The 17,088-nt window shown below is 71.0% G+C and carries 15 protein-coding genes and 1 tRNA gene; 4 read left to right on the top strand and 12 right to left on the bottom strand.

Going from position 1 to position 17,088, the window contains the following annotated elements; translation table 11 throughout:
* Nucleotides 1–53: 53 nt before the first annotated feature.
* Both ACO0E0_RS01720 and ACO0E0_RS01715 read right to left on the bottom strand, forming a co-directional pair.
* On the bottom strand, nucleotides 54–1,037 hold the full coding sequence (locus ACO0E0_RS01720; RefSeq protein ID WP_422869675.1) for a GntR family transcriptional regulator: 984 nt from the start codon (nucleotides 1,035–1,037) through the stop codon (nucleotides 54–56).
* A gap of 221 nt (nucleotides 1,038–1,258) precedes the next feature.
* On the bottom strand, nucleotides 1,259–2,743 hold the full coding sequence (locus ACO0E0_RS01715; protein WP_422869674.1) for an MFS transporter: 1,485 nt from the start codon (nucleotides 2,741–2,743) through the stop codon (nucleotides 1,259–1,261).
* A gap of 165 nt (nucleotides 2,744–2,908) precedes the next feature.
* On the opposite strand from ACO0E0_RS01715, the gene ACO0E0_RS01710 reads away from it, so the two are divergent.
* Together ACO0E0_RS01710 and ACO0E0_RS01705 are read left to right on the top strand one after the other, a co-directional pair.
* Nucleotides 2,909–4,297: a MoxR family ATPase gene (locus ACO0E0_RS01710; RefSeq protein WP_422869673.1), complete on the top strand. Its 1,389-nt coding sequence runs from the start codon at nucleotides 2,909–2,911 to the stop codon at nucleotides 4,295–4,297.
* A gap of 8 nt (nucleotides 4,298–4,305) precedes the next feature.
* Nucleotides 4,306–6,351: a vWA domain-containing protein gene (locus ACO0E0_RS01705; protein WP_422869672.1), complete on the top strand. Its 2,046-nt coding sequence runs from the start codon at nucleotides 4,306–4,308 to the stop codon at nucleotides 6,349–6,351.
* 105 nt (nucleotides 6,352–6,456) lie between these two features.
* Here ACO0E0_RS01705 and ACO0E0_RS01700 read toward each other — a convergent pair whose 3' ends face one another.
* The 7 genes from ACO0E0_RS01700 to serS all read right to left on the bottom strand — a co-directional run bounded on the left by ACO0E0_RS01700 (nucleotide 6,457) and on the right by serS (nucleotide 11,802).
* The gene (locus ACO0E0_RS01700) at nucleotides 6,457–7,227 is read right to left on the bottom strand and encodes an SCO1664 family protein (RefSeq protein WP_422869671.1); all 771 of its coding nucleotides are present in this window, start codon (nucleotides 7,225–7,227) and stop codon (nucleotides 6,457–6,459) included.
* 67 nt (nucleotides 7,228–7,294) lie between these two features.
* Entirely contained in the window at nucleotides 7,295–7,876 is a 582-nt protein-coding gene (locus tag ACO0E0_RS01695) for a DUF3090 domain-containing protein (protein ID WP_422869670.1), read from the bottom strand.
* A 126-nt stretch (nucleotides 7,877–8,002) separates the two neighbouring features.
* Nucleotides 8,003–8,695, bottom strand: coding sequence for a histidine phosphatase family protein (locus ACO0E0_RS01690; RefSeq protein ID WP_422869669.1), 693 nt, complete (start codon nucleotides 8,693–8,695; stop codon nucleotides 8,003–8,005).
* Between the two features lie 135 nt (nucleotides 8,696–8,830).
* Nucleotides 8,831–9,262 (bottom strand): BLUF domain-containing protein, encoded by a 432-nt coding sequence (locus tag ACO0E0_RS01685; RefSeq protein ID WP_422869668.1) that lies wholly within the window; start codon nucleotides 9,260–9,262, stop codon nucleotides 8,831–8,833.
* A 132-nt stretch (nucleotides 9,263–9,394) separates the two neighbouring features.
* Nucleotides 9,395–9,482: transfer RNA gene (locus ACO0E0_RS01680), tRNA-Ser, on the bottom strand.
* A 116-nt stretch (nucleotides 9,483–9,598) separates the two neighbouring features.
* Nucleotides 9,599–10,543 (bottom strand): HAD family hydrolase, encoded by a 945-nt coding sequence (locus tag ACO0E0_RS01675; RefSeq protein WP_422869667.1) that lies wholly within the window; start codon nucleotides 10,541–10,543, stop codon nucleotides 9,599–9,601.
* The gene (serS, locus tag ACO0E0_RS01670) at nucleotides 10,540–11,802 is read right to left on the bottom strand and encodes a serine--tRNA ligase (RefSeq protein ID WP_422869666.1); all 1,263 of its coding nucleotides are present in this window, start codon (nucleotides 11,800–11,802) and stop codon (nucleotides 10,540–10,542) included. Before serS ends, ACO0E0_RS01675 begins: the two co-directional genes overlap by 4 nt.
* Before the next feature lie 121 nt (nucleotides 11,803–11,923).
* Between serS and ACO0E0_RS01665 the strand changes: the two genes are divergently transcribed.
* Nucleotides 11,924–12,973, top strand: a complete 1,050-nt coding sequence (locus ACO0E0_RS01665; RefSeq protein ID WP_422869665.1) for a diacylglycerol/lipid kinase family protein — start codon at nucleotides 11,924–11,926, stop codon at nucleotides 12,971–12,973.
* A gap of 88 nt (nucleotides 12,974–13,061) precedes the next feature.
* Here the strand turns inward: ACO0E0_RS01665 and pheA are convergent, their stop codons facing one another.
* The 3 genes from pheA to ACO0E0_RS01650 form a co-directional block, all read right to left on the bottom strand.
* Entirely contained in the window at nucleotides 13,062–14,021 is a 960-nt protein-coding gene (pheA, locus tag ACO0E0_RS01660) for a prephenate dehydratase (protein WP_422869664.1), read from the bottom strand.
* 10 nt (nucleotides 14,022–14,031) lie between these two features.
* A complete protein-coding gene (locus ACO0E0_RS01655; RefSeq protein WP_422869663.1) occupies nucleotides 14,032–14,172 on the bottom strand; it encodes a hypothetical protein in 141 nt (46 codons plus the stop codon).
* Nucleotides 14,173–14,241: 69 nt separating this feature from the next.
* Nucleotides 14,242–15,243: a GNAT family N-acetyltransferase gene (locus tag ACO0E0_RS01650; protein ID WP_422869662.1), complete on the bottom strand. Its 1,002-nt coding sequence runs from the start codon at nucleotides 15,241–15,243 to the stop codon at nucleotides 14,242–14,244.
* 80 nt (nucleotides 15,244–15,323) lie between these two features.
* On the opposite strand from ACO0E0_RS01650, the gene pgm reads away from it, so the two are divergent.
* Nucleotides 15,324–16,943, top strand: coding sequence for a phosphoglucomutase (alpha-D-glucose-1,6-bisphosphate-dependent) (gene pgm, locus ACO0E0_RS01645; RefSeq protein ID WP_422869661.1), 1,620 nt, complete (start codon nucleotides 15,324–15,326; stop codon nucleotides 16,941–16,943).
* Nucleotides 16,944–17,088 lie beyond the last annotated feature (145 nt).

Below are 17,088 nucleotides of genomic sequence, written 5' to 3'. Positions count from 1 at the left end.
CCATCGCGGATCGCGATCACGATAGCAATGCTGCATCCGTCGCGGCGATGTGTTCACTCCCGGCGGCGGTGCACGAAGCGCTCACCGACGTCGGCCAGCCGGTCCGCGAAGGCGTCGAGCGCGATGCTGGCTCGTCGGAGGTCGAGCGCGACCGCGGCGGCTTGCGCCTCGGACAGCAGCTCCGCGCGCTCCGCCGAACCGACCGCGATGTCGATGCCGTGGACCGGTGCGACGTCCGGTGAGTAGAAGCGATCGAGGACCGGTCGCTGCGCGGCGAGCCAGTCGGCGCTCACCGGATGCCCTCGGTGCCGGAGGACCCACTCCCCGAGGACCGCGAACGCGCCGGCCTGGGACGCGCACCCGACGAGGGCCGCCGGATCCCACGACACGACGGTGCCGACGCGACCGGCGTCGGCGAATCGCGGCATCGACGCCCGCATCGACAGCGGCGAGGACGATCGGGACGGCACACGCTCCGAGGCACGCCCAGGCTCCTGGTCCCAGACGGGCTCGGAGCGGGGTGCCGACGCCGCCTTCGACGCGGGTGCAGCTGCATCGGACGCGGGCACACCCGTCGGCGGGGACGGTGGTCCGAGCACGGTCACCACACCGGGTGCCGCGCCCGGCACCGCGCCCGCCACCGGCACCGCGCCCGCCACCGTGCCTCCCGTCGACGCCGGGCCGGCCACGGGCTGCGTCATCGCCGCGGCCGGGGTCGGCGACGCATCGAGCATGCTCTGCACGATCCGGAGCCGCTCGACCATGTTCTCGGCACCCCACTGCGCGATGACGACGCCGACGTACCGCTGCACGTTGACGAGACGGAGGGTCTCGAGCGGGACGAGCGCTTCGCGGACCGGCGTCCGGGACACGCCCATGTCCTGGGCGATCGCGTCGAGGCGCAACCGCTGACCGCGACGGTAGTCGAGCCGGAGGATCCGTACGAGCAGCCGCTCGAACACGGCGTCCCGGAGCAGGTCACGGCGGACCAGACCGTCGTCGGCGAGGGGGTCGGTCGAGGTGTCGGCGATGCGCATCACCACAGGGTCACCCCGGCCCAGGCGAAGCCGGCGGCCGGTGCCGGGTCCCTCGGGATGGATCGCCGACGCACCCGACTGGGGAGGAGTGGGTGACCATGCCGTTCGCGTGCCGTGCCTGCTGTGTCCATACGGGCCTCCCGTTCGATCCGGATCGGGCGACGTGGTGGGACGCCCGCTCGGAGACTGTGACAGAGGGCGCCGTCAGGCGCTGAACATGTTCAATCCAGTATTCTGCTCGATGACCGACGTGACGGCGTGCGGCTCCCGCCGGCGAGGACCGAGAGCGGCTGGGTGACGGACTCCAGGCCCTTGCGCGCGGCATCGACGCCGAAGACCAGGGCGACCACCCCACCGCCGACCATGATCGCGGCGCCCATCAGGTACCCCCAGAACAGCGGCTCGCGGCTCGACCCATCACCGATGAACGCGCCGTAGATGAGCGGTGCGACAGCCCCGAAGACCTGCCCGAGCGCGAAGAAGTACGAGATCGCCTGGGACCGCATCTCGAGCGGGAAGATCTCGCTCACCGTCAGGTAGGCCGACGACGCACCCGCCGAGGCGAAGAAGAACGAGACGCACCAGAACACGGTCTGCGTCGTCGCGGAGAGCACGTCCGCCTGGAACAGGAACGCCGAGACCGCGAGCACGAGACCCGACACCAGGTACGTCAGGAAGATCATCTGCCGACGACCCCAGGTGTCGAAGAACCGCCCGAGGACGAGCGGACCGAGGAGGTTGCCGATCGCGAACGGGAAGAAGTAGATCGACGTCTGGGCGGTGCTCAGCCCGTAGAAGTTCGTGAGCACCAGGGCGTAGGTGAAGAAGATCGCGTTGTACAGGAACGACTGCGTGATCATCATCGTGGCGCCGACGAGCGTCCTGGTCGGGTACTGCGAGAACAGGACCCTGACGATCTGGACGAACCCGACGCGGTCCGTCGGCGTCACCGACATGGCGAGGGACTCGTCGACGTCCGGGAGCCGCTGTCCGGTGTCCTTCTCGACCTTCGCCTCGATCTCCGAGACCGTCGCCTCCGCCTGCTGCTCGTACCCGTGGGTCATCAGCCAGCGCGGACTCTCCGGGATGTGCCGCCGCAGGAAGATGATCGCGATGCCGAGCACCGGGCCGAGGAAGAACCCGATGCGCCACCCGATGTCCTCGGCGAAGTAGTCGGTGTTCAGCAGGAACACGTTCGCGAAGGCACCGAGTGCGGCACCGCCCCAGTACGTGCCGTTGATCGCGATGTCGACGTGCCCGCGGTACCTCGACGGGATGAGCTCGTCGATCGCGGAGTTGATCGCCGCGTACTCGCCCCCGATGCCCAACCCGGCGATGAACCGGAAGACGGCGAGGAACCAGAAGTCCTGGGCGAACCCGGCCACACCGGAACCGACCAGGTAGATGACGAGCGTCAGGATGAAGAGCCTGCGTCGACCGAGCCGGTCGGAGAGCCGACCGAACACGAGCGCACCGAGGACCTGCCCGACGAGGTAGATGGTGCCGAGGCTCACGACCTGCTGCGTGACGAGCCCGAGGTCCTTCTGGAACCCGGCGTTCGACACGATCTGGATCTCGAGGCCGTCGAGGATCCAGGAGACCCCGAGGCCGACGACCACCGACCAGTGGAACTTCGTCCACGGCAGTCGGTCCATCCGCGCCGGGACGAGACTCTTCACCGACTGCCCGCCGACTGCACTGCTCATCGTGGTTCCTCTCGCACAGCGACGCCCCCTCGGCGCCTGACGACGCCCGAGCGCCGCACACCGGTGGACGGTAGTCCCGGGTCCGCGGTCGTGTTCGCCCAGGGCGATCCCCGACGCGGTCGGCGCCCCTTCTCGGTGTCGGCCCCCGGGCGTACCGTTGCGCCCGTGACTCGACCCTCCATCTCGACCGTCGGCGAACTCCGCGCGTCGGGGCACGTCCAGAAGACCCTGCGCGCGGAGATCCGCGACAACCTGCTCGACGCACTCCGTGACGGCCGTGACCCCTGGCCCGGTCTGCACGGTTTCGAGACCACCGTCATCCCGCAGCTCGAGCGGGCGCTCATCGCCGGCCACGACATCGTCCTGCTCGGCGAACGCGGCCAGGGCAAGACCCGCATCCTCCGCACGCTCGCGGGGCTGCTCGACGAATGGTCGCCCGTGATCACGGGGTCCGAACTCGGCGAGCACCCGTTCGAGCCGGTCACCGCGGCGAGCATCCGGCGCGCGGCGGACCTCGGCGATGCGATGCCGATCGACTGGAAGCACCGGTCGGAACGGTACGTCGAGAAGCTCGCGACCCCGGACACGTCCGTCGCCGACCTGATCGGCGACGTCGACCCGATGAAGGTCGCCGAGGGCCGGAGCCTCGGCGATCCCGACACGATCCACTTCGGCCTCATCCCCCGGAGCCACCGCGGCATCGTCGCGATCAACGAGCTGCCGGACCTCGCCGAGCGGATCCAGGTCGCGATGCTCAACGTGATGGAGGAGCGGGACATCCAGATCCGCGGGTACGTCCTCCGTCTGCCGCTCGACGTCCTGGTCGTGGCGAGCGCCAACCCCGAGGACTACACGAACCGCGGCCGCATCATCACGCCCCTCAAGGACCGCTTCGGCGCCGAGATCCGCACGCACTACCCCACCGAGCTCGCCGACGAGATCGCGGTCATCCGCCAGGAGGCCGACCTCGTGGCGGAGGTCCCGGACGCGCTCGTCGAGGTCCTCGCCCGGTTCACCCGTGCGCTCCGCGAATCGAGTTCGGTCGACCAGCGGAGCGGTGTCAGTGCCCGGTTCTCGATCGCCGGCGCCGAGACGATCGCTGCGGCGGCCATCCACCGGGCGACTCGACAGGGCGAAGAGCACGCCGTCGCGCGGCCGATCGACCTCGAGACCGCGGTGGACGTCCTGGGCGGCAAGATCGAGTTCGAGTCCGGTGAGGAAGACCGCGCGGACGACATCCTCGAGCACCTGCTCCGCACCGCGACCGCCGAGACGGTGCGCGCGCACTTCCGCGGACTCGACTTCGGTGTGCTCGTCGACGCGATGGAAGGCGGGGTCATGGTGACGACGGGCGAGCAGGTCGCTGCGCGGGACTTCCTGGCGGGGCTGCCGTCCCTCGGCGAGTCGGAGCTGTACGACGAGATCGCCGACCGCCTCGACGCCACCACGGACGGTCAGCGGGCAGGCGCCATCGAACTCGCACTCGAAGGCCTGTTCCTCGCGCGTCGGATCAGCAAGGAGAGCGGCGATGGCGAAGCAGCGTACGGGATCTGAGCAGCGCCGTGGCTAGGACGAACCGCCGCCTGCACCGCGACTCCCGGTACGCCAAGTACGCCGGCGGACCCGACCCGCTCGCGCCGCCGGTCGACGTCGCCGAGGCGCTCGACGCCATCGGCGAGGACGTCATGGCGGGCTACTCCCCGGAGCGAGCGCTCCGGGAGTTCCTCCGCCGTGGCGGCCGCGACCAGCAGGGCCTCGACGACCTCGCACGGCGCGTCGCGGAGAAGCGCCGCCAGCTGGCCGAGGAGCACAACCTCGACGGCACCCTGCAGGAGGTCCGCGAGCTGCTCGACCACGCGGTCCTCGCGGAACGCGGACAGCTCGCCCGCGACGCCGAGATGGACGAGGGCGACCGCGCACTCGCACAGATGCAACTCGACAGTCTCCCGCCGTCGCCCGCCGCCGCCGTCAGCGAACTCAACGACTACCGCTGGCAGAGCCCGACGGCGCAGCAGGACTTCGACAAGATCAAGGACCTTCTCGGCCGCGAGATGCTCGACCAGCGGTTCGCCGGGATGAAGCAGGCGCTCGAAGGGGCGACGGACGCCGACCGAGCCGCGATCAACGGCATGCTCCAGGACCTCAACGAACTCCTCGACGCACATCGCGCCGGGACGGACACCCAGGAGCAGTTCGACGACTTCATGGAGAAGCACGGGGAGTTCTTCCCCGAGGGTCCCGCGAACGTCGACGAACTCATCGACGCCCTCGCCGAGCGGTCCGCGGCAGCGCAGCGGATGCGGAACTCGATGACCCGGGAACAACGCGACGAGCTCGACGCCCTCGCGCAACAGGCCTTCGGGTCGCCGGACCTCATGAGCTCCCTCGGCCAGCTCGACCAGACGCTCCGCGAACTCCGACCCGGCCAGGACTGGGGCGGCTCGGAGTCGATGGGCGGTGAGCAGGGGCTCGGGCTCGGCGACGGCACCGGGGTGTTCCAGGACATCGCCGACCTCGACGCCCTGGCGGAGCAACTCGCCCAGGCCACCCCGGGGTCGCAGCTCGACGATCTCGACCTCGATGCCCTCGCGAAGCAACTCGGCGACCAGGCCGCGGTCGATGCCCGGACCCTCCAGCAGCTCGAGAAGGCCCTGCGCGACACCGGCGCGGTCCGCCGCAGTGCCGACGGCCAACTCAAGCTGACCCCGAAGGCGATGCGCCAGCTCGGCAAGAGCCTGCTCCGCGACGTCGCCGAGAAGATGTCCGGCCGTCAGGGCGCCCGGGAGCTCCGAGCGGCGGGTGCCGCCGGCGAACTGTCCGGAGCCACCCGGGAGTGGGCGTTCGGCGACACCGAGCCGTGGGACGTCACGCGGAGCATCACGAACGCGATCGTCCGGACGGCCGGCGCCGGTGGTCAGACGGCCGGCGGCGTCCGGGTCGAGATCCGTGACGTCGAGGTCCAGGAGACCGAGGCCCGCACCCAGGCGTGCGTGGCACTGCTGGTCGACACGTCGTTCTCGATGGCGATGGAGGACCGTTGGGTGCCGATGAAACGGACTGCCCTCGCCCTCCACACCCTCATCACGAGCCGGTTCCGCGGCGACGAGCTGCAACTGATCGAGTTCGGCCGGTCCGCGTCGGTCATGGACATCGAGCAGCTGGTCGGTCTCGACGCGCAGTGGGACAAGGGCACGAACCTCCACCACGCTCTGCTCCTCGCGAACCGACACTTCCGGAAGCACCCGAACGCGCAGCCGGTGCTGCTCATCGTCACCGACGGCGAACCCACCTCGCACATCGAGTCCGACGGCGAGGTCTTCTTCAGCTACCCGCCGCACCCCTTGACCATCGCGCACGCCATCCGGGAGCTCGACACGTCGATGCGGCTCGGGGCGCACACGAGCTTCTTCCGGCTCGGAGACGATCCGGGGCTCGCCCGCTTCATCGACGGCATGGCCCGACGGGTCGGCGGCACCGTCGTCGCCCCGGAGGCCGACGACCTCGGTGCTGCCGTCGTCGGCTCCTACCTCGGCTCCCGACGCGGCGGAGCCGCCTTCGGCGGCGCAGCCGACGACCACGACGGCATGTTCGGCCGCGGATGGTACTGACCTACCCCTTCCGCGGAACACCGAGGTGGCCGCACGGCGCAGAGCGGTAGGTCTGCGCGATGCGGCCAAGGTGGCGTTCTGCAGGTGCTGGAGGGACGGGGACGGTCAGAAGAGCGGCCAGGGGACGGCCGGCATCCGGCCACGCGGAGCCGGGAACCGGGCCTCGGCGTACAGGACCTCCGCACGCTCCATGAGTGCGACGATCTCGACGTCGGTCAGGAGGGGGGCGAGGTCGTCCGCGAACCCGGTGTCCAGCGCGGTCCGCACCCGGTCGACGCCCGCGAGCTCCTGCTGCGACAGGGGTGACCCGACCCAGCCCCACAGCACCGTCCGCAGCTTGTGATCGGTGTGGAACGTGAGTCCGTGGTCGACGCCGAAACGGTGCCCGTCCTCCATCGCGAGCACGTGCGCACCCTTGCGGTCGGCGTTGTTCGCGAGCACGTCGAACACGGCCATCCGGCGGAGGACGTCGGTGTCCTCGTGCACCAGCGCCACCGGGCGGTTCCGCTCGTCCTCGCCCTCGAGCACCTGGAGCCAGCCCTCGTCCGGCACCTCGCCCACCGGGAGCAGGTCGACCGGGTCCTGGTCCTCGTCGATGTCCTGCCAGAGCTGCACCATCCCCTCGCCGTAGGGGCCGTCGCGGAGCCAGGTCCGCGGGACGACGTTCCAGCCGAGGACCTCGGAGAGCAGGTGGGCGGCGACCTCCCGGTCGGCCAGACGGCCGTCCGGGAAGTCCCAGAGCGGCTGCTCGCCCGCGACGGGCTTGTAGACGACCGCCGTGTCGCCGACGGCGGCGAGGAAGGTGGCGTTCGACGCGGTGGTGATGCGTCCCTCGACGACGAGCTCGCCGTCGAGGTCGTCGGTCGCGTCCGTCATCGTCTGGGGCCCGCCGTCATCGGGCGACCTCCGTCATCGGGCGAGCTGCGTCATCGGGCGAGCACCGTCATCGGAAGTCGTCGGGGCTGATGTCGTCCGGGAACGCGTGCTCGTGGCCGTCGGGGTCGATCGGCTCGCCGCACGTCGCACAGATCGGACGTCCGGCGCCGACGACCTCGAGGGTCCGCTTCGCGAACGCGCGTGCCGTCCCGACGGGGATCCGCACCACGAGCATCTCCGGCGGCTCCCAGGTGAGCGCCTCGGGATCGTCGTCCGACTCGGAGACGTCGTCCTCGTCCGCCCAGGGGAACGCCTCGATGACGACCTGCGCAGTCGAGGGGTCCCAGCCGAGGCTCATCGCGCCGGTGCGGAACTCCTCGGCGACGGGCTGGTCGAGCGGGTCGTTGTCGACGAGCTCGATCGGGGTGCTGGTCGGGACGTGCGCAGGGTTGCCGTCCTCCTGCATGAGCTGGTCGAGGATCTCCTCGACCTTCTCGGCGAGGGCGGCGGACTGCTGTTTCTCGAGGCCGACACTGACGACACGGCGGCCGTCGCGTGCCTGGAGGTAGAACGAACGCGATCCTGGCTGGCCGACGGTGCCGACGACGACCCGATCCGGCCAGTCGAACCCGTGGACGATGGTGGGCATGCTCCCATCCTAGGTTCGCCGATCTGGGCGCGGTCCAGACGCGTGCGGTTCCCGCACTCCCCGACGGACCGGCAGTGCACTCCTCCCGGCGGCGGGATCGTCGGGATCGGCCGGACAGCGATGCCGTCAGGCGGGCGCGTGCCCTGCGCCGCCACCCACCGCGGCGTCCGACTCGACGGGGGCCGTGCGCAGCCACGACAGGTCCCCGGAGTCCGTGTTGGTCGCGACGACGTCCGGCCGGTGCTCCCCGTACCGGATGATCGACACGCTCGCCGGACCGACGGTGATGCGCTGGAACAGGTCGAGGTGCATCCCGAGCGCATCCGCGAGGACCGCCTTGATGACGTCCCCGTGACTCACCGCGGCCCACACCGCAGCCGGTCCGTGCTCGGCCTCGACGGCGGCGTCGTGTCGACGGATCGCGGCGACCGCTCTCGATTGCATGGCCTGCATGGACTCGCCTCCGGGGAACACCGCCGCCGAGGGCTGCGACTGCACGACCTTCCACATCGGCTCCGGCGCGAGGTCCCGCAGCAGGCGGCCCTGCCACTCCCCGTAGTCGCACTCCGTGATCGCCCGGTCGATGCTCGTCGCGGTGCCGGCTGGCTGTCGGTCGATGATCGCCTTCGACGTCTGCCGACACCGTTCGAGCGGACTCGACACCACCTCGACGAGCGGGACGACGGCCAGACGCTCCGCCGTGCGGGTCGCCTGCTGCCGCCCGACCTCGTCGAGTCGGACCCCGGCAGTGCGGCCGGCGAGGACCCCGGTGGCGTTCGCAGTGGTGCGGCCGTGCCGGACGAGGATGAGAGTGGCCATGGCGGTCAGCCTACGGGCGCAGCAGGGGTCACCCGCCCCGGTGAGGATGCACGAACCCGGGGTGCTGAGCCGTCGGCGCTCCTGGTCCGTGCATTCTCGACGCCGCCGGGCTGGGCCGGGCCGGCCGGGCGGCCGTCAGTGCTGGGCAGCTGCCACCGGGTGGTTCCGGAACCACATGAGGAGCGCCGCGACGTTCGACGACCGTTCGGCGGTGGGCAGCGACCGAGCGTCCGAGAAGAAGTCGGTGAACCCAGGGAGCTCGTGCGCCAGGTCGTCGGTCAGTGGTTGGTACCCCATCGACCACTGCCCGAAGCGAGGTGCGTCGATGATCTCGGTGCTGAGCACCTCGATCCGGGCATGCCGCGGATCGCGCTCGATCACCGCGTACCGGCGGCGGACGACGGCCTCGGGTCCCTCGAGCACCTGCATGAACCGACCCTGCCGGTGGAGGAGGACCCCGGAGAGACCATCGCGGGTGTTGTTCGCCCGGCTCCCGAGGAGCAGGACGGCGAGCTGGTCGTCGTCGAACGGGGTCGTCGCGTCGCTGAGATAGGTGATCGAGAGCACTGCGGTCCTTCCGTGGGGGGTGCTCAGATCTTCGCGCAGGCGGCCCGGGTCCGCGCGCCCCAGTCCGGGCGACAGCGGACAGCCAGTCCGGGCGACAGCGGACAGCCGGTCCGGGCGATCACCGTCGCCCGCTGGCGGAGGGTAAGGGATTCGAACCCTTGAGACATCGCTGCCCACTTGTTTTCAAGACAAGCTCCATCGGCCACTCGGACAACCCTCCCGATCGACCGGCGCCGGGGCACCCGTCGGACCGAGCAGCAGTCTACCGGGCGGCCGACTGCAGCCGCCCGGGCCAGGCGGCACTGAGCCCTGCTGCGCCGGACCGGGCGTCGGTCCTCAGCGTTCGAGCGTGCGCAGCGCGTCGACGAGACCGTCCTCGAGCACCGGACCGGTGTACTCGCTCGCCGCCTCGATGACGTCCTCCGGTGCCTGCCCCATCGCGACACCCCGACCGGACGTCGACGCCCAACGCAGCATCTCGATGTCGTTCCGGCCGTCGCCCGCGGCGAACACCCGTGACCGCGGGATGTCGAGCACCTCGCGGACACGTTCCATCGCGGTCGCCTTCGTGACGCCCTCCGGTGCGATGTCGAGCCACGCGGTCCAGCCGACGTTGTAGGACACCTTCGACAGACCCATCTGCTCGACGACACCGAGGAAGTCCTCGAGCCCGTAGTCCGGCGAGATCACCACGACGCGGCACGCGCGGACGCCGAACAGGTCGTCGAACTCGACGTGGTCGATCGACGCGTTCAGGGTGTCCTCCGGGAACGCCCCGTGGACGCGGTAGTGCCCGGTCTCGTCCTCGACCCCGAACGCCGCGCCGCTGACCTCGTCGCGGATCGTCTGGAGCACCTCGGTCGGGTCGAACGTCTCGACGAACGCACGACGGTACCCGTCGAGCAGGTCGTCCGCGTTCGCCTGCGCGTCCGCGGCGACTCCCGGCGCACCGAGCGGACCGTCCGATCCGTCGACGCGCTCGAGGGTGATCGCGCCGTTCGCGCACACGAGGAACCGCGGCCGGATCCCGAGCCGGCGGAGCACCGGCGTCGTCATCGAGGCGCTGCGTCCGGTCGAGAGCATGATGTCGTGCCCGGCGTCGGCCACGTCACGGACGGCGGCGATCACGGGGTCGGTGATGATGCCGTCCTCCCGCATCACGGTGCCGTCGACGTCCAGGGCGACGAGCCACCGTTTCGCGCGGAGGGCCGGAACACCCGACGCCGACGGGGCCCCGGCAGCCCCGGCGGCACCTGCGGCACCTGCGGCAGGAGCGCTCATCGGGGCTCGATCACCTCGACGCCACCGAGGTACGGCCGCAGCACGTCCGGCACCACGACCGAGCCGTCGGCCTGCTGGTGCGTCTCGAGGATCGCCACCAGCCACCGCGTGGTCGCCAGGGTGCCGTTCAACGTCGCCACCGGCGCCGTCTTGCCCGACTCCGTGCGGTACCGGATGTCGAGGCGACGAGCCTGGAACGTCGTGCAGTTCGAGGTCGAGGTGAGCTCGCGGAACGTCTCCTGCGTCGGCACCCAGGCCTCGATGTCGAACTTCCGGGCGGCGCTCTGGCCGAGGTCCCCCGCGGCGACGTCGATCACCCGGTAGTGGAGGCCGAGGTCGCCGAGCATGCTCTCCTGGTAGGAGACGAGCTTCTCGTGCTCCTGGGTCGCCTGGTCCGGGTGGACGTAGGAGAACATCTCGAGCTTGTTGAACTGGTGGACACGCAGGATGCCACGGTTGTCCTTGCCCGCCGATCCGGCCTCCCGGCGGTAGCAGGTCGACCATCCCGCGTACCGGATGGGCCCGTCGGACACGTCGAGGATCTCGTCGCTGTGGAACCCGGCGAGCGCGACCTCGCTCGTACCGGTCAGGTAGAGGTCGTCCGCCGGCAGGTGGTAGATCTCGTCGGCGTGCTCGCCGAGGAACCCGGTCCCCGCCATGGTCTCGGGGCGGACGAGGGTCGGGGTGATGAGCGGCTCGAACCCGAACTCGATCGCACGGTCGAGTCCGAGGTTCATGAGGGCGATCTCGAGCCGCGCGCCGAGACCCCGGAGGAAGTAGAACCGCGAGCCGGAGACCTTGGTCCCGCGCGGGATGTCGATGATGCCGAGGTGGTCGCCGAGGTCGGCGTGGTCCTTCGGCACGAAGTCGAACGTCGGCTTCGTGCCGATCGTCCGCAGGGTGTCGAACGACTCCTCGCCGCCGGCCGGCACGCCGTCGATGATCGGGTTCGCGAGCGCGCCGACCACCGCACGGAAGGAGTCCTCGGCGTCGGTCACGCCGGCCTGCGCGGCCTTCACCTGGGCGGCGAGCGCCTGGGCCTGCATCACCAGCGCCTTCTTCTGGTCCTTGGGCGCCGTCGCGACGGTGCGGCTGAACGCGTTCTGCTGGGCGCGGAGCGACTCGAATGCGGTGAGCGCCGTCCGGCGGGCGGTGTCCGCCGCGAGCGCCTGGTCGACGAGATCGACGGAGTCGCCTCGCGCAGCCTGCGATGCCTTGATGACGTCCGGGTGGTCGCGGAGGAGCTGTGGGTCGATCACTGCGTCATCCTATCGGCGCCCGGTCCGACGCGACCCGGCCACCGGACGGACGGGAGGCGCGGGCCGGGCCCGCCCCGCCCCTCCGATCCGTCTCGTGGTCACGCCCGGTACCGTGGGGACCATGACGACGCCCTCGGACACCACCTCCGGCGGGGGTGCTCCGGCGACCCGCCACCGCACCGCGGCGATCGTGTACAACCCCACCAAGGTGCACCTGCCGACCCTCCGGCAGACGGTGGCGCGGCACGAGCAGGACACCGGCTGGAACGAGAGCCTCTGGTTCGCGACCACCGCGGAGGACCCGGGTGCCGGGATGGCCCGGCAGGCGCTCGACGCCGGCGCCGACGTCGTCGCGGCGGCCGGTGGTGACGGCACCACGCGTGTCGTCGCCGAGGTCGTGCACGGTTCCGACGCGGCCCTCGCGCTGCTGCCGTCCGGGACCGGCAACCTGCTCGCACGGAACATGCGCCTCCCGATCGACGACCTCGACGCGAGCGTCCGTGCGGTGTTCGGCGGCGAGGACCGTGCGATCGACTTCGGCGTCCTCGGCGTCGAACGCGAGGACGGCGACCGCGAACACTTCGGGTTCCTCGTCATGGCGGGCCTCGGCCTCGACGCCCGGATGCTCGCGAAGACCCGGCCGCGGCTCAAGGCGCGCGTCGGGTGGCTCGCGTACGTCGACGCCGTCGCCCGGTCGCTCCGCGATCTCGACGGCGTGGACTTCCGGTACCGGCTCGACGACGACGGTGCGAAGACCCTGCACGCCCACGCCCTCATCGTCGGCAACTGCGGCACCCTGCAGGCGAACATCCTGCTCATCCCCGACGCGGTGATCGACGACGGCGTGTTCGACATCGTCGCCATGCGGCCCCGGAGCGTGTGGGGGTGGATGCGGATCGGGGCGCGGTTGTTCTGGGAGAACGCGATCCTGCGTCGGGCGAAGCGGACGAAGCTCGGGAACACCGTCGTCGGCAAACGGATCATCTCCCGTGCGGGCGAGGAGCGGCCGCTGCGGTACATGCGGGGCGCGGAGATCACGGTGCGGTTGGACAAGCCCGACGAGTTCGAGATCGACGGCGACTCGATCGGGAGGATCAGCGCGTTCCGGGCGCGCATCGACCCGGGATCCCTCCGGGTGCGGGTGCCGGTGGGGCACGTCCTGCACCTCTGACGGACGCCGGCGTCCGCAGCGCTCTCCGCGGACGACGCCGCCGTGCGGTGCGGTGCCGTGTCCGGACGGCGGTGTCCTGCGACCCGGCCTACTCCCTCGGTTCGCCCGCCAGGATCGCCCGGAGCCAGTCCCGCGCCTCGATGAAGTCCTCGTCGCGGTACCGGTTCCGCACCACCGACGACACCCCGTCGGCGCGGGGGTAGGAGCCGAGGAACGTCACGCGCGGGCTGAACCGGCGGAGCCCGAGCAGCGCGTCCGCGACACGTTCGTCGTGGATGTGCCCATCGAGGTCGATGACGAACCGGTAGCGACCGAGCTCGTCGCCGATCGGCCGCGAGGACAGCAGCCCCATGTTGATGCCCCGCGTCGCGAACTGCTCGAGCATGTCGACGAGCGCGCCGGCCCGGTCATCGGGCAGTTCCACGACGACGCTCGTCTTGTCGGCGCCCGTCCGCTCCGGGATGCTGAGGTCCTTCGAGACGAGGACGAACCGGGTGACGGCGGACGCGTTGTCGCCGATGTCGGTGGCGAGCACCGCGAGGTCGTAGTGGTCGGTGATCCCGGGCGGCGCGACGGCCGCGTCAGCGATCGCCCCGCCGGCGTCGTCGAGCAGCGCAGCGGCGGCGGCGACGTTCGAGGAGGACGGGATGTGGCCGTGCCCGCGGACGTTCGCCTCGAGCCACGTGTGGCTCTGCGCGTACGCCACGGGGTGCGCGTTGATGGTCTTGACGTCGCTGAGCTCCGTGCCGTGCCGAGCGACGAGGACGAAGGCCACCGGCACCAGGTACTCGCCGATGATCCGGACACCGGGGATCCGAGCGAGGGCATCCTGGGTGGCGCTCACGCCGCCGTCGACGCTGTTCTCGATCGCGATCACCGCGCCGACGCTCCGCCCGCTCACGACGTCCTCGAGTGCCTCGCCGACGTTGTTGACGCTCCGCCACGGCTTGCCGACCGCCGCCGTCACCTGCTTCAGCGCTGCCTCGGTGAAGGTGCCCGCCGGTCCGAGGTAGCTGTAGGTGTCGGACGGCGTGGCGGGGCTGGACATGCGCCAGAGCCTATTGCACCGGCACTGCCCGGTCGGCGGGGTGTCGGGCCGGGACGCGGTCAGGTCCCGGGACCACGAGCGCGAGGAGTCCGAGGAGCCCGAGGACGCCGAGCCCGATCGCCGCGGTGAGGTACACGCCGTTGCGGATCATCCGGACGTCGCGTCAGCGAACCGGTTCCCGGCCCGTGGCATCCAGTGTTCCAGATGCCACCGACATCGCTCAGAAGGACAGGAGCATGGTGTCGCTCCCGCCGTTCCGCCCGACGACCCGGAACCCCGCGCCCTCGTACAGTCGCCGAGCGCCGTCATTGCCGTCCTCGACACTGAGGCTGACGCCCCGCCAGCCCGCCGCGCTCCCCTCGTCGAGCAGCCGCGTGAGCAATGCCGTCCCGACACCCCGTCGACGACCTCGGCACTCGACCGCGAGCGTGAGCTCCGGGACGTCCTCGGCCACGAACCCGTAGCCGGCGTCCGCGGCAGCACGGAACACGGCCCACGCCGCACCGACCGGCCCCTCGCCGTCGAGTGCCACGACGCCCCGGTCGCGGGCGGGGTCGAACGCGGCGAACGCATGAGCGAACTCAGGGCGGTCGAGGTCGGCGTCCGCGAACCGGTCGCCGCCGTCGTCGCCCGGAGTCCAGTTCAGCGCGAGGAGACTCGCCCGGCGGAACGTCGGCAGGTCCTCGGCGGAGGCGGCTCGGAGGGTGGCGCCGTCGCACGCCGCGGCCCTCGCTGTCGGTCCGGTCAGCGCTGCGAGACGACCATCCGGGTCGAGCCGTTCGAGCATCGCCCGCATGATCTCGTCGAGCTGCCCGACCTGCTCCTCACTGAGCGCGTCGATGACGTGGTGCCGTGCGGTCCGGACGTGCCCGGGCGCCGCCGCGGTGATCGCCGCCCACCCGGCGTCGGTGAGCCGGACGTCCGTGGCGCGTCGGTCCTCCGGTGCCGGGGTGCGCTCGACGAGTCCGCGTCGTTCGAGGCGGGACACCACGTGCGACAGACGGGGCAGCGAGGCGTTCGTGGTCCCGGCGAGCGCAGACATCCGCAGGGTGCGGTCCGGCGCCTCGGAGAGCATCGCCACGACCATGTAGTCGAAGTGGGTCAGGTCGGAGTCGCGTTGGAGCTGCGCGTCGAGCGTCGCCGGCAGGAGCTCGATCACCGATACGAGCTTCAGCCAGGCGCGCAGCTGCGGCCGGGTGAGCCACGGCGCGTCGTCGGTCATGCTCCGATCCTACGGAGAAGTTGTCGCTGCAACCACTGAACGGCCGGGACGCGACGACGTGCCGGTGCCAGGATGGGTCCATGAACGACCGTGCAGGCACCCCCGCCCAGGACTCCGACCTCGTCGACCTCGAAGAACTGACGCAGGCCTACTACGACCGGACCCCGGACGTCGGCATCCCGGAGCAGATGGTCGTCTTCGGCACGTCCGGTCACCGAGGGTCCTCGCTCGACTCGGCGTTCAACGACACCCACATCGCCGCGATCACCCAGGCGATCGTCGAGTACCGCACCGCGCAGGGCTTCGACGGTCCGCTGTTCATCGGCCGCGACACGCACGCGCTCTCCGGCCCGGCCGAGCGCACGGCGCTCGAGGTCCTCGCCGCGAACGGGGTCACCGTCCTCGCCGACGCCGAGAACGGCTACGTCCCGACGCCGGCGCTCAGCCACGCGATCATCAAGTACAACCGCGAGGGCCACGACGACACCGCCGACGGCATCGTCATCACCCCGAGTCACAACCCGCCCCGTGACGGCGGCTTCAAGTACAACCCGCCGCACGGCGGCCCCGCCGACAGCGACGCCACGAAGTGGATCGCGGACCGCGCGAACGCGATCATCGCCGGCGGCAACGCGGACGTCCGGCGTCAGGAGCAGGCGACCCCCGGCCGGTACGACTTCCTCCACAACTACGTCGACGACCTCGTGAACATCATCGACATCCCGGCGATCAAGCGTGCCGGTGTGCGGATCGGCGCCGATCCGCTCGGCGGGGCGTCCCTCCCCTACTGGAACGCCATCCGCGACACCTACGGCCTCGACCTCACCGTCGTGAACCCGGACGTCGACCCGACCTGGTCCTTCATGACGCTCGACTGGGACGGCAAGATCCGGATGGACCCGTCGAGTCCGTCGGCCATGGCGTCCGTCGTGGCGCACAAGGACGAGTTCGACGTCCTGACCGGCAACGACGCCGACGCCGACCGCCACGGCATCGTCACGCCGGACGGCGGCCTGATGAACCCGAACCACTACCTCGCGGTCGCCATCGAGTACCTCTACGCGCACCGCCCGCACTGGCGCGAGGACGCTGCGATCGGCAAGACCCTGGTGTCCTCGAGCATCATCGACCGGGTCGCGGAGTCCCTCGGCCGCCGCCTCTGGGAGGTCCCGGTCGGCTTCAAGTGGTTCGTCCCCGGGCTCATCGACGGCTCTGTCGCGTTCGGCGGCGAGGAGTCCGCGGGCGCCTCGTTCCTCCGGATGGACGGCACCGCGTGGACGACCGACAAGGACGGCATCATCCTCGCGCTCCTCGCGTCCGAGATCGTCGCCGTGACCGGCACGACGCCGTCGAAGCTCTACGACGCGCTGACCGAACGGTTCGGCGCGCCGGTGTACCAGCGCGTCGACGCGGCCGCCAGCAAGGCCCAGAAGGCCGCCCTCGGCAAGCTCGACGGCTCGGCCATCACCGCGGACACGCTCGCCGGGGACCCGATCACCGCGAAGCTCTCGAAGGCACCGGGGAACGACGCGGCGGTCGGCGGCGTCAAGGTCGTCACCGACAGGGCCTGGTTCGCCGCCCGCCCCTCCGGCACCGAGGACGTCTACAAGATCTACGCGGAGTCGTTCGTCTCGCAGGAGCACCTCGAGCAGGTGCAGCGCGAGGCGAAGGAGATCGTGGACGCCGCCCTCGGCGCCTAGCCGTCGCGTCGTCCGGGCGGTCACCGACGAACCGGACGGGAGGCGCGCCTCCCGTCCGTCAGGCCCTCGAGCACCGCGCCGTTCCTGGCGTTCTCCACAGGAAGCACCCTCCTTGTTCAAGCCTTGCTGCGAGGGAATACCCTGA

It is taken from the genome of Curtobacterium phyllosphaerae, from assembly GCF_049341865.1.
Lineage (GTDB): Bacteria > Actinomycetota > Actinomycetes > Actinomycetales > Microbacteriaceae > Curtobacterium > Curtobacterium phyllosphaerae.
This window is presented reverse-complemented; position numbering and strand designations above follow the sequence as displayed.